Annotated in this window: 23 protein-coding genes and 3 tRNA genes; 13 read left to right on the top strand and 13 right to left on the bottom strand. The window is 31.3% G+C overall.

What is annotated here, in order from left to right:
- The first annotated feature begins 14 nt into the window (after window positions 1–14).
- The 7 genes from OD917_RS08410 (at window position 15) to OD917_RS08380 (ending at window position 5,273) form a co-directional block, all read left to right on the top strand.
- A complete protein-coding gene (locus OD917_RS08410) occupies window positions 15–380 on the top strand; it encodes a hypothetical protein (protein ID WP_263523108.1) in 366 nt (121 codons plus the stop codon).
- A 207-nt stretch (window positions 381–587) separates the two neighbouring features.
- Window positions 588–2,174, top strand: coding sequence for a ribosomal protection-like ABC-F family protein (abc-f, locus tag OD917_RS08405; RefSeq protein WP_263523107.1), 1,587 nt, complete (start codon window positions 588–590; stop codon window positions 2,172–2,174).
- A 175-nt stretch (window positions 2,175–2,349) separates the two neighbouring features.
- Window positions 2,350–3,402, top strand: a complete 1,053-nt coding sequence (locus OD917_RS08400; protein WP_263523106.1) for a linear amide C-N hydrolase — start codon at window positions 2,350–2,352, stop codon at window positions 3,400–3,402.
- A gap of 127 nt (window positions 3,403–3,529) precedes the next feature.
- Window positions 3,530–3,847 (top strand): ArsR/SmtB family transcription factor, encoded by a 318-nt coding sequence (locus tag OD917_RS08395; protein ID WP_263523105.1) that lies wholly within the window; start codon window positions 3,530–3,532, stop codon window positions 3,845–3,847.
- A gap of 3 nt (window positions 3,848–3,850) precedes the next feature.
- Window positions 3,851–4,318, top strand: a complete 468-nt coding sequence (locus OD917_RS08390; protein WP_263523104.1) for an SRPBCC domain-containing protein — start codon at window positions 3,851–3,853, stop codon at window positions 4,316–4,318.
- Window positions 4,319–4,324: 6 nt separating this feature from the next.
- A complete protein-coding gene (locus OD917_RS08385) occupies window positions 4,325–4,702 on the top strand; it encodes a DoxX family protein (RefSeq protein WP_263523103.1) in 378 nt (125 codons plus the stop codon).
- A 13-nt stretch (window positions 4,703–4,715) separates the two neighbouring features.
- Window positions 4,716–5,273 (top strand): DUF4256 domain-containing protein, encoded by a 558-nt coding sequence (locus OD917_RS08380; protein ID WP_263523102.1) that lies wholly within the window; start codon window positions 4,716–4,718, stop codon window positions 5,271–5,273.
- A 35-nt stretch (window positions 5,274–5,308) separates the two neighbouring features.
- On the opposite strand, the gene OD917_RS08375 is transcribed toward OD917_RS08380, so the two are convergent.
- Complete coding sequence (locus tag OD917_RS08375; protein WP_263523101.1) at window positions 5,309–5,659, bottom strand: DUF2200 domain-containing protein; 351 nt, start codon at window positions 5,657–5,659, stop codon at window positions 5,309–5,311.
- A gap of 133 nt (window positions 5,660–5,792) precedes the next feature.
- Here OD917_RS08375 and OD917_RS08370 point away from each other — a divergent pair, with 133 nt between their 5' ends.
- Window positions 5,793–6,194: a VOC family protein gene (locus OD917_RS08370; RefSeq protein ID WP_263523100.1), complete on the top strand. Its 402-nt coding sequence runs from the start codon at window positions 5,793–5,795 to the stop codon at window positions 6,192–6,194.
- 118 nt (window positions 6,195–6,312) lie between these two features.
- Here the strand turns inward: OD917_RS08370 and map are convergent, their stop codons facing one another.
- Entirely contained in the window at window positions 6,313–7,077 is a 765-nt protein-coding gene (map, locus tag OD917_RS08365; protein ID WP_263523099.1) for a type I methionyl aminopeptidase, read from the bottom strand.
- A 161-nt stretch (window positions 7,078–7,238) separates the two neighbouring features.
- Between map and OD917_RS08360 the strand changes: the two genes are divergently transcribed.
- A complete protein-coding gene (locus OD917_RS08360; protein WP_263523098.1) occupies window positions 7,239–8,612 on the top strand; it encodes a hypothetical protein in 1,374 nt (457 codons plus the stop codon).
- A gap of 35 nt (window positions 8,613–8,647) precedes the next feature.
- Here the strand turns inward: OD917_RS08360 and OD917_RS08355 are convergent, their stop codons facing one another.
- Window positions 8,648–9,385: an SDR family oxidoreductase gene (locus tag OD917_RS08355; protein WP_263523097.1), complete on the bottom strand. Its 738-nt coding sequence runs from the start codon at window positions 9,383–9,385 to the stop codon at window positions 8,648–8,650.
- Window positions 9,386–9,462: 77 nt separating this feature from the next.
- Complete coding sequence (locus OD917_RS08350; protein WP_263523096.1) at window positions 9,463–10,032, bottom strand: Crp/Fnr family transcriptional regulator; 570 nt, start codon at window positions 10,030–10,032, stop codon at window positions 9,463–9,465.
- A gap of 95 nt (window positions 10,033–10,127) precedes the next feature.
- Between OD917_RS08350 and OD917_RS08345 the strand changes: the two genes are divergently transcribed.
- On the top strand, window positions 10,128–10,715 hold the full coding sequence (locus OD917_RS08345; RefSeq protein ID WP_263523095.1) for a hypothetical protein: 588 nt from the start codon (window positions 10,128–10,130) through the stop codon (window positions 10,713–10,715).
- Window positions 10,716–10,725: 10 nt separating this feature from the next.
- Here OD917_RS08345 and OD917_RS08340 read toward each other — a convergent pair whose 3' ends face one another.
- The 3 genes from OD917_RS08340 to OD917_RS08330 all read right to left on the bottom strand — a co-directional run bounded on the left by OD917_RS08340 (window position 10,726) and on the right by OD917_RS08330 (window position 12,615).
- A complete protein-coding gene (locus OD917_RS08340; protein WP_263523094.1) occupies window positions 10,726–11,121 on the bottom strand; it encodes a VOC family protein in 396 nt (131 codons plus the stop codon).
- A 68-nt stretch (window positions 11,122–11,189) separates the two neighbouring features.
- Window positions 11,190–11,687, bottom strand: coding sequence for a hypothetical protein (locus OD917_RS08335; protein ID WP_263523093.1), 498 nt, complete (start codon window positions 11,685–11,687; stop codon window positions 11,190–11,192).
- A gap of 85 nt (window positions 11,688–11,772) precedes the next feature.
- Entirely contained in the window at window positions 11,773–12,615 is an 843-nt protein-coding gene (locus OD917_RS08330) for a chromate resistance protein ChrB domain-containing protein (RefSeq protein ID WP_263523092.1), read from the bottom strand.
- Between the two features lie 210 nt (window positions 12,616–12,825).
- Here OD917_RS08330 and OD917_RS08325 point away from each other — a divergent pair, with 210 nt between their 5' ends.
- Together OD917_RS08325 and OD917_RS08320 are read left to right on the top strand one after the other, a co-directional pair.
- Entirely contained in the window at window positions 12,826–13,332 is a 507-nt protein-coding gene (locus OD917_RS08325; protein ID WP_263523091.1) for an endonuclease V, read from the top strand.
- A 41-nt stretch (window positions 13,333–13,373) separates the two neighbouring features.
- Window positions 13,374–14,546: a hypothetical protein gene (locus OD917_RS08320; RefSeq protein ID WP_263523090.1), complete on the top strand. Its 1,173-nt coding sequence runs from the start codon at window positions 13,374–13,376 to the stop codon at window positions 14,544–14,546.
- 85 nt (window positions 14,547–14,631) lie between these two features.
- Here the strand turns inward: OD917_RS08320 and OD917_RS08315 are convergent, their stop codons facing one another.
- The 6 genes from OD917_RS08315 to OD917_RS08290 all read right to left on the bottom strand — a co-directional run bounded on the left by OD917_RS08315 (window position 14,632) and on the right by OD917_RS08290 (window position 16,837).
- Window positions 14,632–15,213, bottom strand: coding sequence for an HD domain-containing protein (locus OD917_RS08315; RefSeq protein ID WP_263523089.1), 582 nt, complete (start codon window positions 15,211–15,213; stop codon window positions 14,632–14,634).
- Window positions 15,214–15,295: 82 nt separating this feature from the next.
- Window positions 15,296–15,889 carry a leucine-rich repeat domain-containing protein gene (locus OD917_RS08310; RefSeq protein ID WP_263523088.1) on the bottom strand — a complete coding sequence of 198 codons (594 nt, stop codon included), beginning with the start codon at window positions 15,887–15,889 and terminating at the stop codon, window positions 15,296–15,298.
- 61 nt (window positions 15,890–15,950) lie between these two features.
- Complete coding sequence (locus OD917_RS08305; RefSeq protein ID WP_263523087.1) at window positions 15,951–16,361, bottom strand: XRE family transcriptional regulator; 411 nt, start codon at window positions 16,359–16,361, stop codon at window positions 15,951–15,953.
- 79 nt (window positions 16,362–16,440) lie between these two features.
- A tRNA-Tyr gene (locus tag OD917_RS08300) sits at window positions 16,441–16,521 on the bottom strand.
- A gap of 79 nt (window positions 16,522–16,600) precedes the next feature.
- A tRNA-Val gene (locus OD917_RS08295) sits at window positions 16,601–16,675 on the bottom strand.
- 87 nt (window positions 16,676–16,762) lie between these two features.
- Window positions 16,763–16,837, bottom strand: a tRNA-Val gene (locus tag OD917_RS08290).
- Between the two features lie 263 nt (window positions 16,838–17,100).
- Between OD917_RS08290 and OD917_RS08285 the strand changes: the two genes are divergently transcribed.
- Window positions 17,101–18,891, top strand: coding sequence for an ABC transporter ATP-binding protein (locus OD917_RS08285; protein WP_263523086.1), 1,791 nt, complete (start codon window positions 17,101–17,103; stop codon window positions 18,889–18,891).
- Window positions 18,892–18,917 lie beyond the last annotated feature (26 nt).

The raw sequence follows: 18,917 nt of genomic DNA, 5'->3' as shown, positions 1-18,917 counted from the left end.
TTAATCACAAAATCATGAAAAACTTTAAATTATTTACCCTCGTAATTGCAATTGCTGTCGTAATAGTTTCATGCCATCTTAAAAGAGACAAGCTTGTGAATTCATGGAAAGTTACTGCAGTAGAACCTAAAGAAACTGTTTCTGATTCTACAAAAAACGCGATTTTAGCTAACGGAATGCTTACTTTTACAGAAGATGGGCACGTTACTGGGTACTTGCTACGTGAAATCACGGACGGAACTTACGCGTTAACACAAAAAGGTAAAAAACTTGTTATTAAAGACGAAGTTGGTACACCTTATGTTTGTGAAAGTACAATCACAGACGATCAATTAATTCTAGACACCAAAGAAGCCAAACTGACATTTAGTAAAATATAAATATAGAATTACAACGTAATTCAATGCCAAAAAATCATTCTTTTCCATCGTTAAGAATGGTTTTTTGATTTTTAAAACTAAAATAAATATCTTTGCTCCTCTTAAAATAAGTATTACGGTATGTGAAAAGTAATTTCTTTCAGAAAATTTAGCAAGTAACCACAGTTTTGTGGCTGCTTAATTATTTATCTATAAAAGAAAGGAATTATGCTTATTCTTCAAAATATCTCATATCAGCATGAGAATAAAGACATGCTGTTTCAAAACATTAGTTTTAGCTTAAATAATCACGAAAAAACTGCACTAATTGGAAATAATGGTGTGGGAAAATCTACATTATTAAAAATCATTTCAGGCGAATTACAACCATTTTCAGGACAAATAAATCAAAGTTCAAAACCTTATTTTGTACCTCAATTATTTGGACAGTTTAATGATTTGACAATTGCTGAAGCCTTAAAAATAAGGGAAAAATTAACTTCACTTAAAGAAATACTTGAAGGCGTTGTAACCGAAGAAAATTTACAATTATTAAATGACGATTGGGCAATAGAAGAACGTTGCAATGAAGCTCTATCTTACTGGCAGCTTAACGACTTAGATCTGAATCAGAAAATGGAAACTTTAAGCGGCGGACAAAAAACAAAAGTATTTTTGGCTGGAATTATGATTCACGAGCCTGATGTAGTTTTATTGGACGAGCCTAGTAATCATTTGGATTTTGCAGGAAGAACGTTGCTTTATGATTTTGTTAAATCAACTTCTAGTTCTTTGCTTATTGTTAGTCACGACAGAGCACTTTTGAATATTTTGGAAAAGACTTTTGAAATGTCTAAAAACGGAATTTCGGTCTATGGCGGAAATTATGATTTTTATAGTGAACAGAAAAAAAACGAAAATAACGCTTTAGAACAAGATGTTCAGAGTAAAGAAAAGGCATTAAAAAAAGCCAAAGAAAAAGAACGTGAAACTATTGAACGCCAAAATAAATTAGATTCGAGAGGTAAAAAGAAGCAAGAGAAATCTGGTGTTGCCAGAATTATGATGAATACGCTTCGAAATAAAGCAGAAAACAGCAGTTCGAAACTAAAAGATGTTCACGCGGAAAAAATCAGCGGCATTTCCGAAGATTTGCGCCAATTACGTTCTTTGCTTCCTGCAATAGATCAAATGAAATTCGGATTTAATAATGCTTCTTTTCATAAAGGGAAAATCATTTTTAAAGCTTTAGAAATAAATTACAAATACAATGATCTTTTGCTTTGGAAAGAAAATCTAAGTTTTGAAATTCTTTCAGGAGATCGCATCGCTATAAAAGGACAAAACGGATCTGGAAAAACGACTTTAATCAAAATTATACTTGGCAAATTGGCTGTAGAGCAAGGAAATGTTGCTTCGTTAGCAAAAAAAACAATTTATATTGATCAGGATTATTCGTTACTAAATCAAGATCTTAAGATTTATGAACAAGCACAGATTTTTAACGATTGCGGTTTGGAAGAGCATGAAATCAAAATGAGATTGAATCGTTTTTTATTTTCTAGAAATGACTGGGACAAACCTTGCAATTCTTTAAGCGGAGGTGAAAGAATGCGGTTAATGTTGTGTTGTCTAACGATTAGCAATGAATTTCCTGAGGTGATAATTTTAGACGAACCTACAAATAACCTAGATATTCAAAATATTGAAATTTTAACAGCCGCAATCAATGAATATCAAGGAACTTTGCTTGTAATTTCACACGATCAATTGTTTTTAGAACAAATTAATATTGAAAAAAGCATTTTACTTTAGAAGATAAAAAGTAGCGCTGAGAATTATCTTGGCGCTTTTCTTTTTAGTATTAATTTGATATTCAGAAAATTAAAATTCCGTAAATTGCAGTAAAAAACTGATGAAATTCAGTCTATTATAAAAATAAAGCTTTTTATAAATTCAAATTGCAAGTTTAATTAAAATCTAAAATTTTATGAAACCAAAAAACAGAATTTTGCCCGTCTTTCTCGCTTTTACGTTATTAATAACTGAAACGATTTTTCCTTGTACAAGAGTTGTTTATGAAGGTTTAAATGGAACAATCATCACAGCGCGTTCTATGGATTGGCGTGGAGAAATTCCTGCTAACTTGTGGATTTTTCCTCGTGGTATAGAACGATTTGGTGAAGTTGGAACTAGTTCTATCAAATGGAAATCCAAATATGGCAGCGTAATTACAAGTTCTTGGGATATAGCTTCTTCTGACGGAATGAACGAAAAAGGACTTGTTGGCAATCTTTTATGGCTTGTAGAATCGCAATATCCAGCATTTGAAAAAAATGGAAAAGTAAAAGGTTTGGCAGTTTCTTTGTGGCTTCAGTATGTTTTAGACAATTTTTCTTCGGTTGCAGAGACTGTTTCTGCTTTAGAAAAAAATGATTTTGTTATTACTTCTTCTCATATTCCTGGTACGAATATTTTTGCAACGGTACATTTATCGGTTTCTGATTCTAGTGGAGATAACGCTATTTTTGAATATATTAATGGCAAACTGGTAATTCACCACGATCGAAAATATGTTACAATGACAAATTCTCCAATATTTGAAGAACAGCTGGCTATAAATACCTATTGGGAAAGTATTCCTGGAACTATTATGCTTCCAGGAACCAATAGAGCTGCAGATCGCTTTGTGCGCGCTTCTTATTATATAGATGCAATTCCGAAAACAGATGATACAAGACGAGCTCTGGCAAGTGTCTTTGGCGTTATTAGAAATTGCTCTGTTCCGCTGGGAATTGCTTCAGAAACAGAACCTAACATCTCCTCTACTCGTTGGCGAACAGTTGCAGATCAAAAAAATCTAGTTTATTATTTTGACAATGTTTTAAATCCGAATGTGATTTGGGTGGAATTCAGTAAGATTGATTTTAGCGAAAAAGCAAAAGTCAAAAAATTAAGTTTGGCTAATAACGAAAATTATTCTGGAAATTCATTGAGTTATTTCAAGGAAACTAAACCTTTTCAATTTGCTGGATTGGATTAAAAATAAAGAAAACCGAATTATAAAACCTTCAAATAGAAATATTTGGAGGTTTTCTTTTAAAAATAAATTGAAAAAAATATTGCGCAGTCAAATGACTTCATTATATTTGCAGTCAAATAACTGCACAATGGAAATTAGAAGAGATGTTTTTCAAGCAATAGCCGATCCAACCCGAAGAGCTATTTTGAGTTTAGTTGCCATTCAGTCTATGACTCCTGGGGCAATTGCCGAGAATTTTAATTCGTCAAGACAAACGATATCCAAGCATATCCAAATCCTTAGCGAATGCGAATTATTGCATCAGACACAGAACGGAAGAGAAATTTATTATCATTTAAATCCAGAAAAAATGAAGGAAATTGACAAATTTATCGAACCTTTTAGAAAAATGTGGGATGATCGTTTTAATAAATTAGAATCAATTATGAAAAACTATAAAAAATAAACCATGGAAAAGAAAACCAAAATTCACGCAGAAGATGACAGGCACGATCTTGTTATTACAAGAGAATTTGATTTGCCTTTAGAATTATTATTTAAGGCTCACACTGAACCTGAAATTGTAGCACAATGGATGGGAACAAAAGTCATAAAACTCGAAAATAAAAAACATGGCGGATGGGAGTTTGAAACCAGCGATCCTAATGGTAATGCAGTTTTTAAAGCAAATGGGGTTTTTCATGATTTCATTCCAAACCAAAAAATAGTACGCACTTTTGAAATGAATAACGCCAATTTTGCGCCTCAGTTAGAATTCTTAGAGTTCGAAAAGTTAACAGATGATACTAGTAAATTGACTATGCAAATTATTTACAAATCAATTGAACATAGAACAACGCAATTAAAACTGCCGTTTGCCCAAGGCTTAAATATGGCACATAATAGATTGGAAGAAATTGTAACAAAACTAAAATAACGAATTATGAGTAAAAGAAATAAAATTATCTATTGGATTGCTACGCTTTGGCTGGCTTTAGGAATGACTTCTACAGGAATTGTACAGCTTATACCATTAAAGGAAGAAGCAGAAATGATAAAACATTTAGGTTATCCGCTTTACTTTTTGAGCCTTTTAGGAGTTTGGAAACTTTTGGGAGTAATTGCAATTTTAATTCCGAAGTTTGGTTTGTTGAAAGAATGGGCTTATGCTGGTTTTTTCTTTGCAATGTCTGGAGCTGTAGTTTCTCATTTAGCTGTAGAAGATGAAGCTTCGGCACTTTTTGGACCAATTTTATTAATTGTTTTAACTGTAATTTCTTGGTATTTCAGACCTGAAAATAGAAAGTGCAGTTCTAATTAAAAAACGCAAAAACATGAAAAAACAACTGACAGCAAATGAGCAAGATGAACTTTTAAGTATTCTTGAAAAACGTTTTGAGAAAAATAGAAATCGTCATGAGAATCTGGATTGGTCAAAAATTGAAGCAAAACTAAAAGCAAATCCATCCAAATTATGGTCTCTTGACGAAATGGAAAGAACGGAAGGCGAACCAGATGTTATTGGTTATGACAAACAAACAGATGAATATCTTTTTGTGGATTGTTCTGCTGAAAGTCCGAAAGGGCGCAGAAGCATTTGTTACGATCATGAAGCGCTTGAAAAAAGAAAAGAGCACAAACCTGCTGACAGCGCTATAAATATGGCTCAGGAAATGGGAATTGAAATTTTGAATGAAGAGCAATACAAAGAACTTCAAAAGCTTGGAAAATTTGATGCGAAAACTTCTAGCTGGATTTTAACTCCACCAGAAATTAGAAAACTTGGAGGAGCAATATTCTCAGATTTTAGATATAATACCGTTTTTGTATATCATAACGGCGCCGATTCTTATTACGCAGCGAGAGGTTTTCGCGGTTTGTTAAGAGTTTAAAATTAAAGACCTTCAAAAATATTTGAAGGTCTTTTTTATTCTCTCAAAATCTTTTCCATTTTTTTGCCTTTGGCGATTTCATCAATTAATTTGTCTAGATATCGCATCTTTTGAATTAATGGATCTTCAATCTCTTCTACACGATAACCACAAATTACCCCTGTTATTTTAGAAGCATTCGGGTTTAGTTCCGGAGCTTCGGCAAAGAACGTCTGGAAATCTACTTTCTTTTCAATTTGCTCTTTAAGTTGTTCGTCAGTATATCCTGTTAACCATTTGATTACGACATCTAATTCTTCTTTCGTGCGGCCTTTTTTTTCTACTTTTTGAATATATAAAGGATATACGCTAGAAAATAATATTTTGTAAATTCTTTCCGTTTTCATTTTAGTATGATTTGCAAAAAAAGTGTTCATGTAAAGATAAATCAAAAGAATAAAAAAAGGGAAATGCAATGAATATTTTAATACCTTAGATTTAAAAATGACATTCTTTAAACAATCTTAAATAACTAATTATATGGAAAATAATTCAAATGAAATTACGCCAAAAGTCACAGGAATTGGCGGAATTTTCTTTTTTCTTGACAATCCAAAAGAAACTAAAGATTGGTATGCCAAAAATTTAGGACTGGAAATAAACGATTGGGGTTCTGCAAGTTTTGAATCTCGAAATCTTGAAAATCCAGAACAAATCGAATCAACACAATGGTGTCCTTTTAAGAAAGGTGATGAATATTTTTCTCCATCTAAAAAAGATTTTATGGTCAATTACCGTGTCCAAAATATTGAAGGACTTGTGGTGCAATTGAAAGCAAATGGAGTTACAGTTTTAGACGATATCGAAACGTATGATTACGGAAAATTTGTTCATATAATGGATACAGAAGGCAATAAAATTGAACTTTGGGAGCCAGCTTAATGGTTAATGGTTAATGGTTGATGGTTTGGGTTGATTGAAAAAATGCAAGAAAATCGATATGTTTAAAAATATAAAAGCTCCATTTTTTTCTAATGGAGCTTTTATATTATATTTTTTCTTAATTCCAAATTTCATTCATTTCGGTCAGAATAATTGGTTTTCCTTCTGTAACCACAATCGTATGTTCGTGCTGCGCCATAAATCCGCCTTTATTTCCGACCATTGTCCAGCCGTCTTGCAACGTTTCCGCATAAGTTGAAGTTGTAGAAATAAAAGTTTCAATGGCAACAACAGAATTCTTTTTAAATCTTGTCTGATTAAAACGATCTCTATAATTTGCTATTTCGTGTGGCGCTTCGTGAAGACTTCTCCCTACTCCATGTCCAGTTAAATTCTTTATCACTTTATAGCCACGTTTTTTAGCTTCAGTTTCAATTAGAAATCCAATATCTGAAATACGAACACCACCTTTGATGTTATAAATAGCTTTGTGCAAAATATCTTTTGAAGCTTCAACTAATTTTTGATGCTCGTTTACATCAGATCCAATAACAAAAGAACCGCCGTTATCTGACCAAAAACCGCCTAATTCTGCAGAAACATCAATGTTGATTAAATCTCCCTCTTGCAAAATTCTTTTATCAGATGGAATTCCGTGACAAAATTCGTTATCCACACTTATACAAGTCCAACCTGGAAATCCGTAAGTCAAGTAAGGCGCAGATTTAGCTCCTAAATCGTTGAGGATTTGTCCCCCATAATCGTCTAATTCTTTTGTAGAAATTCCGGGCTTGGCAAATTTTCTCATTTCTTTTAGAGTAAAAGCAACAGCTTCACTCGCTTTTTTCATTCCTGCTAATTCGGCTTCTGTTGTAATGGACATAATTAAAGTTTTGCAATTAAACACTGGACTAATGTACAGTTTTTTGCTTTTAATTAATTGCTATTGTAAAAACTTTGAGAATAAAATAACTAATATATTAAAAATCTGACTTTTTTCTCTAAATTTGAAAACACCAAAACTATTAATTCAAAACCATTTGTATGTTAAAATTTCAAAGCAATCTTGTAGTTCTTTTAGGAGTATTACTGTCAATCGTGAGTTGTCAAAATGATGAAACGCCTGGAGAAGAAACTGAAGCAAATTCAAAAACTTTATTTTCTGTAGATTATAAAAGCGATCGATTTTCTGGAAATGGTAAAGTCTATATTGCTGCATATAGTAAAGATGGTAAATTACTGAATTATGGATCTTTATCAGATTCAACTAAATGGGAACTAAAAGGAAAATACAATGAGAATAAATTTGATGTTTTATATTTTAATATTTCTGAAGGAAAAACTATAAATGTGCATCATATAAAAAATATTGAAGTAGGTCAGATTTTTTCTGAAATGGGCTTAGTTGAAAAAACATATTATCCATCAAAAATTAGTAAATACAGCGTAAAGGTTGAAGATTTTGGTAATTATGCTGGCAATAACACAATAGGAGATTTCATATATATGTCTGTGCCTTACATTCGTCAACCTGGATATGCTTATTGGGGAGACTTTAATTGGGAAAAGATAGAAAATGGATATACTTATAAGACTTTTACTTGTTCAGATAATGACGATCCCGACTATCCTGAGAATGGATTTGAGCTTATTATTTTCGAAAAAGGCACAAATACGCCTTATATTAAATATATTGATTTGAAAGATAAAAAGATAGATGATCTAATTACTTTAAACAAAAGCGATTTTACAAAGGCTAAAACAAATATTTTAAAAGTTAATGCAAAAAATAGTGAATTTTGGAACACTTTTATGTACACTTATAATTCAACGCCGGGTAGAGAAGATATAATTACCTCTTTTAATGACATGTCTGAAGTTGGAGATAAAACATTTTATATAGATAGTGATGCTGTTTTACCAATGAGTTATTGGAAATTTATTTATAGCGCAAAAAAGACTTATACTTCATATTCTATTTTTTCAAACAAAGCGATTCCTTCAGAAATAGATGTTCAGCCTTTAACTGGTTTAGAAGTAACTAAAGATGGAAACGATTTTACATTAAAGCATGCTGATATTTTCTCAGGAAGAGAAATTAAAAGATCTTACATATCATTTCAAAAATACGCTCAAGATATTGCATTTTATTATAATTTTCACTTTGATGGAACTGAAAGCTCGGGATCAACAAAACTTAAGCTTTTTACACTTCCTGAAGAAGTTTTAAAAACCATTAATAATTTTGACACTACAAACAGTGTAGATTGGAAAGCTGTAAGATATAGCCAAACTTATACTGATGTTCCAAAAAACTCTGTTTTAGATTATTTAAAATACAGTTTATTGATGAATGTTGACAATATAAAGATTTCAGATGCGCAGTACTACTATGAAACTTTCAGTAAAGATTTTTAATAAAAAAAGCCTCCAAAATTGGAGGCTTTTTTATATTACCACGGGCTTTCCTCGCTTACATCTTCAATATCATTACTAAAGAATTTCCCTGTTGGTCCATTTTCGTCTAATAAAGTATGTTTTATAATGAAACTTGCAGCGCTTTCAACACTTCCTGGGCCACTATGATGATTAAAATCGGTTGCGGTATAACCTGGATCGATTGAATTTACCTTAAACGGCAAATCTTTTAATTCGTGAGCCAAAGTAACTGTAAAAGCATTTAAAGCTGTTTTTGAAGAAACATACGAAATGGCTTTTATAGCATAATATTTCCAAGTGGGATCACTATGTAACGTCAGTGAACCAAGACCAGATGTAATATTGCTAATTCTTGGGCTATCAGATTTTTTCAATAAATCAAGAAAAGTCTGCGTAACAGTGATTACTCCGAAGAAATTCGTGTCAAAAACTTTTTGAATATTTTCTATAGAAGTCGTAGAAGGATCTTGTGGAACATCTCCCAAAATTCCTGCATTATTAATTAAAATATCCAATTTACCCTGCTCCTTCTCAATTATTTCCTTTGCCGCTAAAACACTTTCTGCATTTGTAACATCAATTTGAATGGCTTGAATGTTTTGAAATCCTTTTGCTTTTAATTCTTTTACAACTTCCTCACCATTTGCAAGATTGCGAGTGCCTAAATAAACAAATAATCCTTTTTCTGAAAGCTGTTTGGCTGTTTCTAAACCAATGCTTCTATTTGCGCCTGTAATTAATACTGTTTTCATTTTCGTTTTTTTAAATTATCTGAAGCAAAGTTCTGTCGATAAAAAACAAAAACATTTGCCATATGACAAAAAGCGATTTAACGAATGTTTTTTCTAATCCTGCTTAAAGAAGATTGTGTAATTCCGAGGTAAGATGCCAAATAAGAAAGCGGAACACGATTGATTACTTTTGGAAACATTTCCATAAATGATAAATAACGAGTTGTAGCGTCTTCTGAAACGAGCGGACTTCTTCTAGCTACTTTCTGAATCAATGCTTTGGAAATTATTTTGTGCACAATTGTATCCCAACCTACAATTGTGTCGAGCAATTCCTGCCAATCGGCTTTAGAGAACACGATAATTTTGCAGTCTGTCACAGCTTGAACATAGGCAGATGAACAAATATTATTATCAAAACTTTCTAAATCTACAACCAGATTATTTTCGTCAATAAAATATTTTGTGATTTCCTCTCCTTTGTTGTTATAGTAACAAACGCGCATTATTCCGTCAACGATAAATCCAACTTCAGCAGCAATTTTTCCAGCTTCAGAAAAATATTCTTCTTTTTTGATTTCCCTTTCTTGAGCTTTAGATAAAATCAAATCAATCTGCTGTTGATTTAAATTGCCAAATTGCAATATGTAATTTACTAATTCTTTCATGCACGAAAGTTAGTCATAAGTTTTTATAGAGAATTTGTCATATGGCAAAAAAATACTTTATATATATTTATATTAGCAGACAGAAAAAGAAAAAAATGAAATTAATTCTACAGCTTCTATTTGTATTTTTTATTAATCTAGGATTTAGCCAGGATTATAGAGAAGCATCTATAATTTTTAATGACAGCAGTTCCATTCAAGGCTTTGCTGAAATTAAAGATAATGCCATTTATTTTAAAGTTAAACAAGAAGATAAAGCAGATAAATGGAGTTATGATTTTGCAAAAGGTCTAGTTTTTTCTGCTTACGGATATTCTGAAAAATATGAATATGTTGAATTTGAGCATTCAAAACCAAAGTTGCTTCAGGTTGTTGAAGAAGGAAATGTTAATCTTTATCGTGATGCTAAAATATATTTTAAAGGCGGAAATACAAATTTTGGTGCAAACAACCTCCCAACAAATACTGGCGGTAGCTGGGAAATGTCTGAAGCTTTTTATGTAAAACGTAAAACTGAATTATATGTAACAGATATTAAGTTTAGTTTTAATTTGAGAGCCAAAAAATACTTTGGGGATTGTAAAAAAGTGATAGAAAAAATCGATAATAAGAAATTTACCAAAAAGAATATCAAAGATATGGTCTTCTTCTATAATGAATATTGTGGTTCTGACGACCAATAAAATATTAAAACTACATTCCTGGCCAGTACAAAAAATTGAATTTATGACCATCAGGATCTGAAAACCCAAATGTGTAACCAACTTCAAAATTTTCTGGTTCAGAGAAAATAGTTCCGCCGATTTCTTTTATTTTTTTATACCAAAGATCGACCTCCTCTACACTATTTGCGGATAAAGAAAATATAATTTCATTTTCGTTATTAGCATCTACAAGTTTTCCTTTTACAGCATCTTCTAATCTTTTGCGAGCGAAAAAGTTAATTACAAAGTCATTTTCGCCAAAAACAAAACTGACCAATTCTTTTGTTTCCTGTCCGTTTTGTTTGAAACCCAGATCTGTATAAAACTGAATCGTTTTTTGTAAATCACGAGAAACCAAGTTGCCCCATATCATTTTAGTTTTCATAAACTTCATCTTTAATTGATTTTTATCTAAGTTAATCAATTAATTTATAAGTGATTGAACTTAATGTCTTAAAAAGCAATTCCAAACTGAAAACCAACCGTAAAACTGGCTGGATGATCATTACCAAAGCGAACTGGCAAAGGCACAGCAACATAATAACTACAGCTGTTGTTTTTAATTATAGTTTTATTAAAAACCGGTGTAAAACCATATCGGCCGTTACTTTCAAAAGCAGCTCTTCCTGCAAAAGTGTAGCCCTTTCCTAAAGCTACTAAAACCCCAGGATGAAACAATAAGCCCGTTACTTTGCTTGTTCCTTGATCGTCTTTTATATTTGGAACCATTTCAAAAGAGAATCCGATTTTTTCGTTTTTCCAAATATTGATTCCAGTAGGAAATCCAACAGCGTAATAATCTCTAAAATTTACCGTTGTCTCATCTTTATTAACCGTAACAATTGGATGCATTATACCAAAATATCCAGTTATTTTTGGATATATTGATTGGGAGAAAGCTGAGAAACTCGAGAATAATATTGTAATAAAGAAAGTGTATTTAAGAAACATTGTTTTTGCCTTTTTTGTTTATAAAAGCAAAATTAGAAGCATCTAAAACCAAAAAATAGTATCTCGTTTACCTTTTGTATTTTGTTTACTTTTTTACCTTCTTTCTATAAGAAGACGGATTCTTTCCTGTGTGAAGTTTAAAAATTCGAGTAAAATGACTTTGGTCTGAAAACCCCGTCATATAAGCTATTTCGGTTAACGTATGCGACGAATTTTCAATAAGATTGATTGCTTTTTCGATACGAAGTTTTCTAACATAGTCACCAAAATTTAAATCTTCAAAATGTTTGGAAAATTCTCGTGATAAATAGGAAGGATTTAAATCAAGTTCGCTTGAAATTTTCTTTAAATCAAAAGTAAATTGTGCATCTATTTGATCTTGAATAATATTCTTTAAATCTTTAACCCAAGAAGGCGTTTTTCCAGAAGTCTTTTTGTCTTTTAAGAACTTGCTATAAACTTCATGCAATAATTTCTCAAACGGGCTATTCTGTAAATGATTCTGCTGATACAAATGTGTTGCCCAGCTATACAAAGCATCATAAAGAATCATGCCTTTTTCTAAAAGCTCGTAATCGTCTTTAATGTTATAAGCTAACCCAGCAGAAATTGCCCAAAGTCCAGCCGATTCTTTTGCAATTTCATGTCGATCAGTGTCTGCGCCTCGTATAATTCCGGCAATAATTGAAACAGCGGGATCATTAATTTTATATTTTTTTACGATATAATCAAAAGTACATTCTTCATTGTAGTGTGTAAACTCAACATTTGGGATATCAAATGGAATTGCATCTAATTCTTTTGCTTTAGAAACTATATCATCAAAAGGAACATAAATGAACTGAGCTTCGTGGTCAACAAATTTTCTAATCAACCAAGGGCAGGCTATTCGGTCAATTTTTGGTCTTTCTCTCGTAATCCATTTCATTTTAATGCAGTTTTGGATTTGTTTTTTTTAAATAATAGCTAAGCTACATTTATTTCAGAAGCTTTCAAAAACTGATTTTTTTTTAAATGTTTAATCTGATTTAGAAGTATATAAAAACTGTTTCTGAAAGTTTTTAATTAATTGCTAAAGATCACACGATTTCCTTGTAAGGTTTTTCTATATTAGCTAAAATTAAAATATTTTAACCAAATGATCTTAGCTTTTGATACTTACTACTTTGACGATAAAGCAAAAACAATCTGTCTCGAATTTGCTGAATGGAACGAAGACAAAAACTTCAAAATTCATTCTGAAATAATTGGCAATATAGAAGAATATATTCCTGGCGAATTTTATAAAAGAGAATTGCCTTGTATTTTAAGTTTATTAAAACAAATTGATTTATCGACAATTGAAGCTATTGTCGTTGATGGATTTGTTTATTTGGATGATGAAGAGAAATACGGTTTAGGCGGTTACTTATACGAAAAACTGAATAAAAAAATTCCAATTATTGGAGTTGCCAAAACAAATTTTGCTTCTATAGAAAAAAATAAAAAAGCTTTATTTAGAGGCGACAGCAAGAAACCATTATACATCACTTCTATCGGAATTGATCTGGAAGAAGCTTATAAAAAAGTAGAAAGCATGCACGGAGAATTTAGAATGCCAACTTTGTTGAAAGAATTAGATAGGCTGACGAAAGAAAATCTTTAATTAAATTGAACTAGAAAAAACAACTTTATAATTTTATTGAAATGATTATATTTTCTACTTTAATTATACTTTTGGGCATTATGCTTATTGTAGTTTATGCAATAAAAAATAATGAAAACCCTAGTAAAAATCGTACTGTTCTTAGAAGTTACAACTTTTCAGAAGATAAAAATGAAAAAAATTTCAGAAATAACCCCGAATATCAGGAATGTTTGTTCTCCGATTATCAAGATGATAGTAATTTAATTGTTGCAATTCATTTTAATAAAAATAATAGATATATATATCAGTTACTATCAAAGGACTATTCATACCACTTAGTAATTTATGATGAACAATTTACTCTTTTAAAAGATATTAATTTGAAACTTCTGCATTCTCCTGAAGTGACTAGCAGTGCTATCTTAAATACATTTTCAGAAAATGGGGAAGATTTTGTAATATTATCCCTTATTGATAGTGATAATATCTATTATTATCATTTTAATTCTGATGGATTAAATATTTTCAAAAAACATTTTTTGAGAGCTAGAAATCAAATATTCTTGATTCATCATAAAGAAGATGAGTTTATTTCAATTTCAGATGAAGACTATACTCATAAGCCTATTAAAGCATTTTGGATAAAAGACGAAACTACTTTTGAAGCTTTATTAAGTGATGATCAACTATATCCCGAAAAAGAATGGTCTGGTTATGAATATATTGAATCAGTGACTAAAACGAATATTACGAATCAATTTGCTTTTATAGCTCATCATGCCAATTATGGAGTTCAAGGCGTTAAAATTTTTAAGTTTAATCAGTCAAAAAAGATTGATTTGATTTATGATATGGATGATCTTGATTTTAATGGCGCTTTTCATAATTTAAGTTTTAACTCAAAAGGAGATCGATTTGTAGTGTTACTTTATAACAGAGATAAATTTCAAAATGATAGTTTTTCTATTTGCGAATATTCTGTTTTAGAGAATAAAAGACCGTTAAGAGTAATTAAAACTAAATTTGCTTATTGGAAATTTGGCGCATTACATACTTTTTATATTACTGACAGATTGGTTTGCATCGTAAGAAATTCTGATATAATAATCTACAATTTAGAATTTGAAAAGTTAAAAGAAACCCTAAAAAGAGATTTTAGATCTGCCTTTTATGCTGGCAACAATGTCTTAATTTATCAATATGAAGATGAAGTTATTAGCTTGTCTTACTAAGAATTCGAAATTTTATTTAAACTTTAGTAAAATTTATTTTCTACAAAAAACTCCCGAATCTAATTGTTTGGTTTTTTTTGGTGTTTTATAATAGGTTAGCAGTGCTAAGAAAACGATTGTACTCTCTAATTTTATTCTTTAATCTTTCTGCTAAATACACGTTTCCATCTTTAAGTTCGCTATGTATAATTTCGGCTTCTTCAATATATTTTAGCTTTTTTTCGTCGTTCCAATAATATGGAGGCTCGTACAAATTGCATATTCTATCCGCCATTTTAACAGCCCAAACTTCTATTGGCTGCTGTTTAATTCTATTTAAACTGTCAAGCATTTTTTCGAGAGAATTGCTAATTTCATCACTCTTGGTTAATGCTAAAACTCCAGATGCTACTTCGTTTCCAAATAAATCATTAACTTTTTCATAATTAAATGCCGTATCTTCTATAGTATCATGAAGCATAGCGCATTTTACAGCCAAATCGGCATTCATATTTTCTGTAAATCGGCTGGCATTTAAAACTTCAAAAACAACACTTCCGATATGATTAATGTATTCTACCCTTTCGCCTTCATTGCTTCCGCCATATTTTTGTCCGTCGTGAAGTTTTGAAACTAATTGCCAAGTATTTTGAATTTCGTCTATTGACCAGTCTTTTTGCTGTTTCAAATCGTTATAATGATTTTTTGATTGATTCTAATGTATGGCTTTTAATGAAGATTTGCAAGGATTAATAATCTGTAATCAGTATTTACGGATATATTCTTGTTCGAGGCATTTTTGCTTTCAAATGCTCTAAATCTTCCTTTTTGTACACTCCTGTACCGCTAAAATTAATTTCTTTTAAGTTTTGCGGAAATAAACTAATGCTGAAATCTGTAAGTACAGTGTCTGAAAGTCCCAGAATTTTCAAGTTTTTCATTTGGTTTAATGTTTTCGGAATTCTATTTAACTTACAATTTTCAACTCTAAGCGTTTTCAATTTTTCCAATCGATATATTGAATCAGGAATTTCGGTAATATCTGTTCCTCGAAGCATTAAGTATTGTAAAGATTTAATTTCAAAAATCCATTCAGGAAAAAACTTTAGCGGAAAATTCAAAACTGAAATTTTCTTAAGTTTTTTAAGGTTTCTTATTTCAGATGGAATTTCAAAATCATCCAAATAATAAATTGAAGGATCTGCTTGCATTTCTAATACTTCCAGATTTACAAACTTTGAAAATATCTCACCCTTATCTTTCAAGTTCTGATCATAAAAATGTAAGCTTAACTTTATGCAGTTTTTAGGCTTTTTTGAAGCTTCAGCCAAAGACGAAAATTTAGTTTTTCTAAAGAAATACATGTGTCATTGTTTTATAAAAAAAGAGACCTAAAGCCTCTTTTTCTTTTTATATGTTTAAAAATTATTTCTCTTTAACTACTTTTTCTAAAGCTTTAATATGTTCATCTTTAGCTTTTAAAAGCTCAGTATTTAAACGTTTAATTTCTTCTAAAGCTTCAATCCATTTTTCTACAGGATTAACATTAAATATTGCGCCATTGCCAGTATTTAAGAATGCGCCATTATCAAAGGTATTAGAAATAATATTTATAGCCTGTTCCTCATCAAAATTCTGAAAAGCTTCTACAGGAATTCTCAAAGAATTAGAGATTTGTTTGAGCAGATTGTCTTCAATTACATCTTTCTGTTCCAGCATAGAAATTTTCTTCTGCGTCCATTCTTCTCCCAAATCATAAGCTAGAGCTTCTTGTTTTACGCCTAACATTTCTCTGAAACGTTTTACGTTTCTCCCCTGATGAATTTTCTGTTCCATAACGAATATTGATTTCTAAAGTTTCAAAGATAAAAAAAAACTCTAAAATCAAATGACTTTAGAGTTTTTTGGAAGTTTGTGGGGAGAGCAGGATTCGAACCTGCGAAGTTCACACAGCAGATTTACAGTCTGCCCTCGTTGGCCGCTTGAGTATCTCCCCAAACTTGAGTGTTGATTGTAATCCATGTGCACTCAGAAAAGCGAAAAAAAAACTTCTTAATTTCTTAAGAAGTTTCTTGTGGGCGATGAGGGGTTCGAACCCCCGACCCCCTCGGTGTAAACGAGGTGCTCTGAACCAGCTGAGCTAATCGCCCTATTTTATTAGGTTGCTATCTTTGTGATAGCGAGTGCAAATATACACTTAGAATTTGTATTTGCAAGCCTTTTTGTGAAAAAATTTGTGGGCGATGAGGGGTTCGAACCCCCGACCCCCTCGGTGTAAACGAGGTGCTCTGAACCAGCTGAGCTAATCGCCCTATTTTACTAGGCAGCTATCTTTGTGATTGCGGGTGCAAAAATACGCTTAGATTTTGTATTTGCAAGCCTTTTTAGAAAAAAAAAATAAATATTTTTTCGTGTTTTTATTTAGATAGCTATTTTTCAAACCTTTAAAAAATAAACTTTTTTTACTCTTTCTTATAATTTCGTTAAAAACCCAAATTAAAAGCTCTAATTCTTAATATTCCTTTGTAGTGAATCGACTTAGTCATACCTTTGCATACCTTAATTGTATATTCAAATGGCAAGATTTCAAGAAAATGATTTACCGAAAGCTAAATTAAACTCTAATTCTCTTCAGAAAGCTCTAAGAATTTTTAAATATTCTAAAAATCACAAATGGAAATTTTTCCTAGGTTTGGTTTTTCTATTTCTAACAAGCGCCACTGCCCTTGCCTTTCCTAAATTAATGGGAATGCTTGTTGATTGTGTTACTAATAAAGATCTCTCTAAAGCCAACGAAATAGCGCTTGGTTTAATGGGAATTTTGGTGCTTCAGGCGATTTTTTCTTTTTTCAGAATTTCATTGTTTGTGAATTTTACAGAAAACTCTCTTTCTAATATTCGTTTTGCATTATATGAAAACCTGATAAAATTACCAATGTCGTTTTATTCTCAAAAACGTGTTGGAGAGCTTAATAGTAGAATTAGTGCTGATATTTCGCAGTTACAAGATACTTTTAGCACAACAATCGCTGAATTTTTACGCCAATTTATTTTAATTATTGGGGGTTTTGTAATCTTAGGAAGCATTAGTCCAAAATTAACTTTTATGATGCTTGCAATTGTGCCAGTTGTGGCAGTTGCAGCCGTAATCTTTGGAAGATTCATTCGTAAATACGGAAAAAAAACACAAGATAAAGTAGCCGAAAGCCAAGTTATTGTTGAAGAAACATTACAAGGAATTAGCAATGTAAAAGCATTTGCTAACGAATGGTACGAAATTCAGCGTTATAAAAATAAGATTAGAGAAATTGTAAAAATCGCCATAAAAGGTGGTCAATACAGAGGTTATTTTGCTTCATTTATTATTCTATGTCTTTTTGGTTGTGTTGTTGCTGTAGTTTGGTACGGAATAACATTGACAATTAAAGGAGAAGTTGAAGGTGTTGGAGATTTAATCTCTTTTGTATTATATACTACTTTCATTGGAGCTTCTTTTGGCGGAATCGCCGAGATGTATGCACAGATTCAAAAAGCTGTTGGTGCAACTGAGCGTGTTTTCGAATTATTAGAGGAAACTCCTGAAGAAATCAATGCTAAGCCTAGACTTACTGCTATTGAGAAAATAAAAGGAAATGTTGCTTTCAAAAATGTAGCTTTTAGTTATCCTTCAAGAAAAGAAGTTCAGGTTTTAAAAGACGTTAATTTTAATGCTGAATTTGGTCAAAAAATAGCAATTGTAGGACCAAGTGGTGCCGGAAAATCTACTATTTCATCTCTTCTATTGCGTTTTTATGACATAACTTCTGGAGAAATTTTAGTTGACGGAAAAAGTATTCACGATTATGATTTAGAAGAACTTCGTGGAAATATGAGTATTGTTCCTCAGGATGTAATTTTATTTGGAGGAACAATTAGAGAAAACATTGCTTACGGAAACCCAAATGCTAGCGAAGAAGAAATCATTGCAGCTGCAAAACAAGCAAATGCATTCAATTTTGTAGATAGTTTTCCAGAGAAATTCGAAACTTTGGTTGGAGAACGTGGAGTTAAACTTTCAGGCGGACAGCGCCAGCGTATTGCGATTGCTAGAGCTTTGCTTAAAAACCCAAGTATTTTAATCTTAGACGAAGCAACTTCTTCTTTAGATAGTGAAAGCGAAAAACTGGTTCAAGAAGCTTTAGAAGTTTTAATGGAAGGAAGAACAAGCATTATTATTGCTCACAGGCTATCTACAATTAGAAACGCAGATAAAATTTTGGTCTTGGATAATGGTAAAATTTCTGAAGAAGGAACACACCAAGAACTAATTAACTTAGAAAATGGAATTTATAAAAACTTAAGCAATTTACAATTTAGTAATTCTTAAAAATTTACAATTAAATATAATTAAAC

Source organism: Flavobacterium sp. SH_e (genome assembly GCF_025717045.1).
GTDB lineage: Bacteria > Bacteroidota > Bacteroidia > Flavobacteriales > Flavobacteriaceae > Flavobacterium.
Note: the sequence above shows the minus strand (reverse complement) of the source record. Positions and strands in the feature narration are given on the sequence as shown.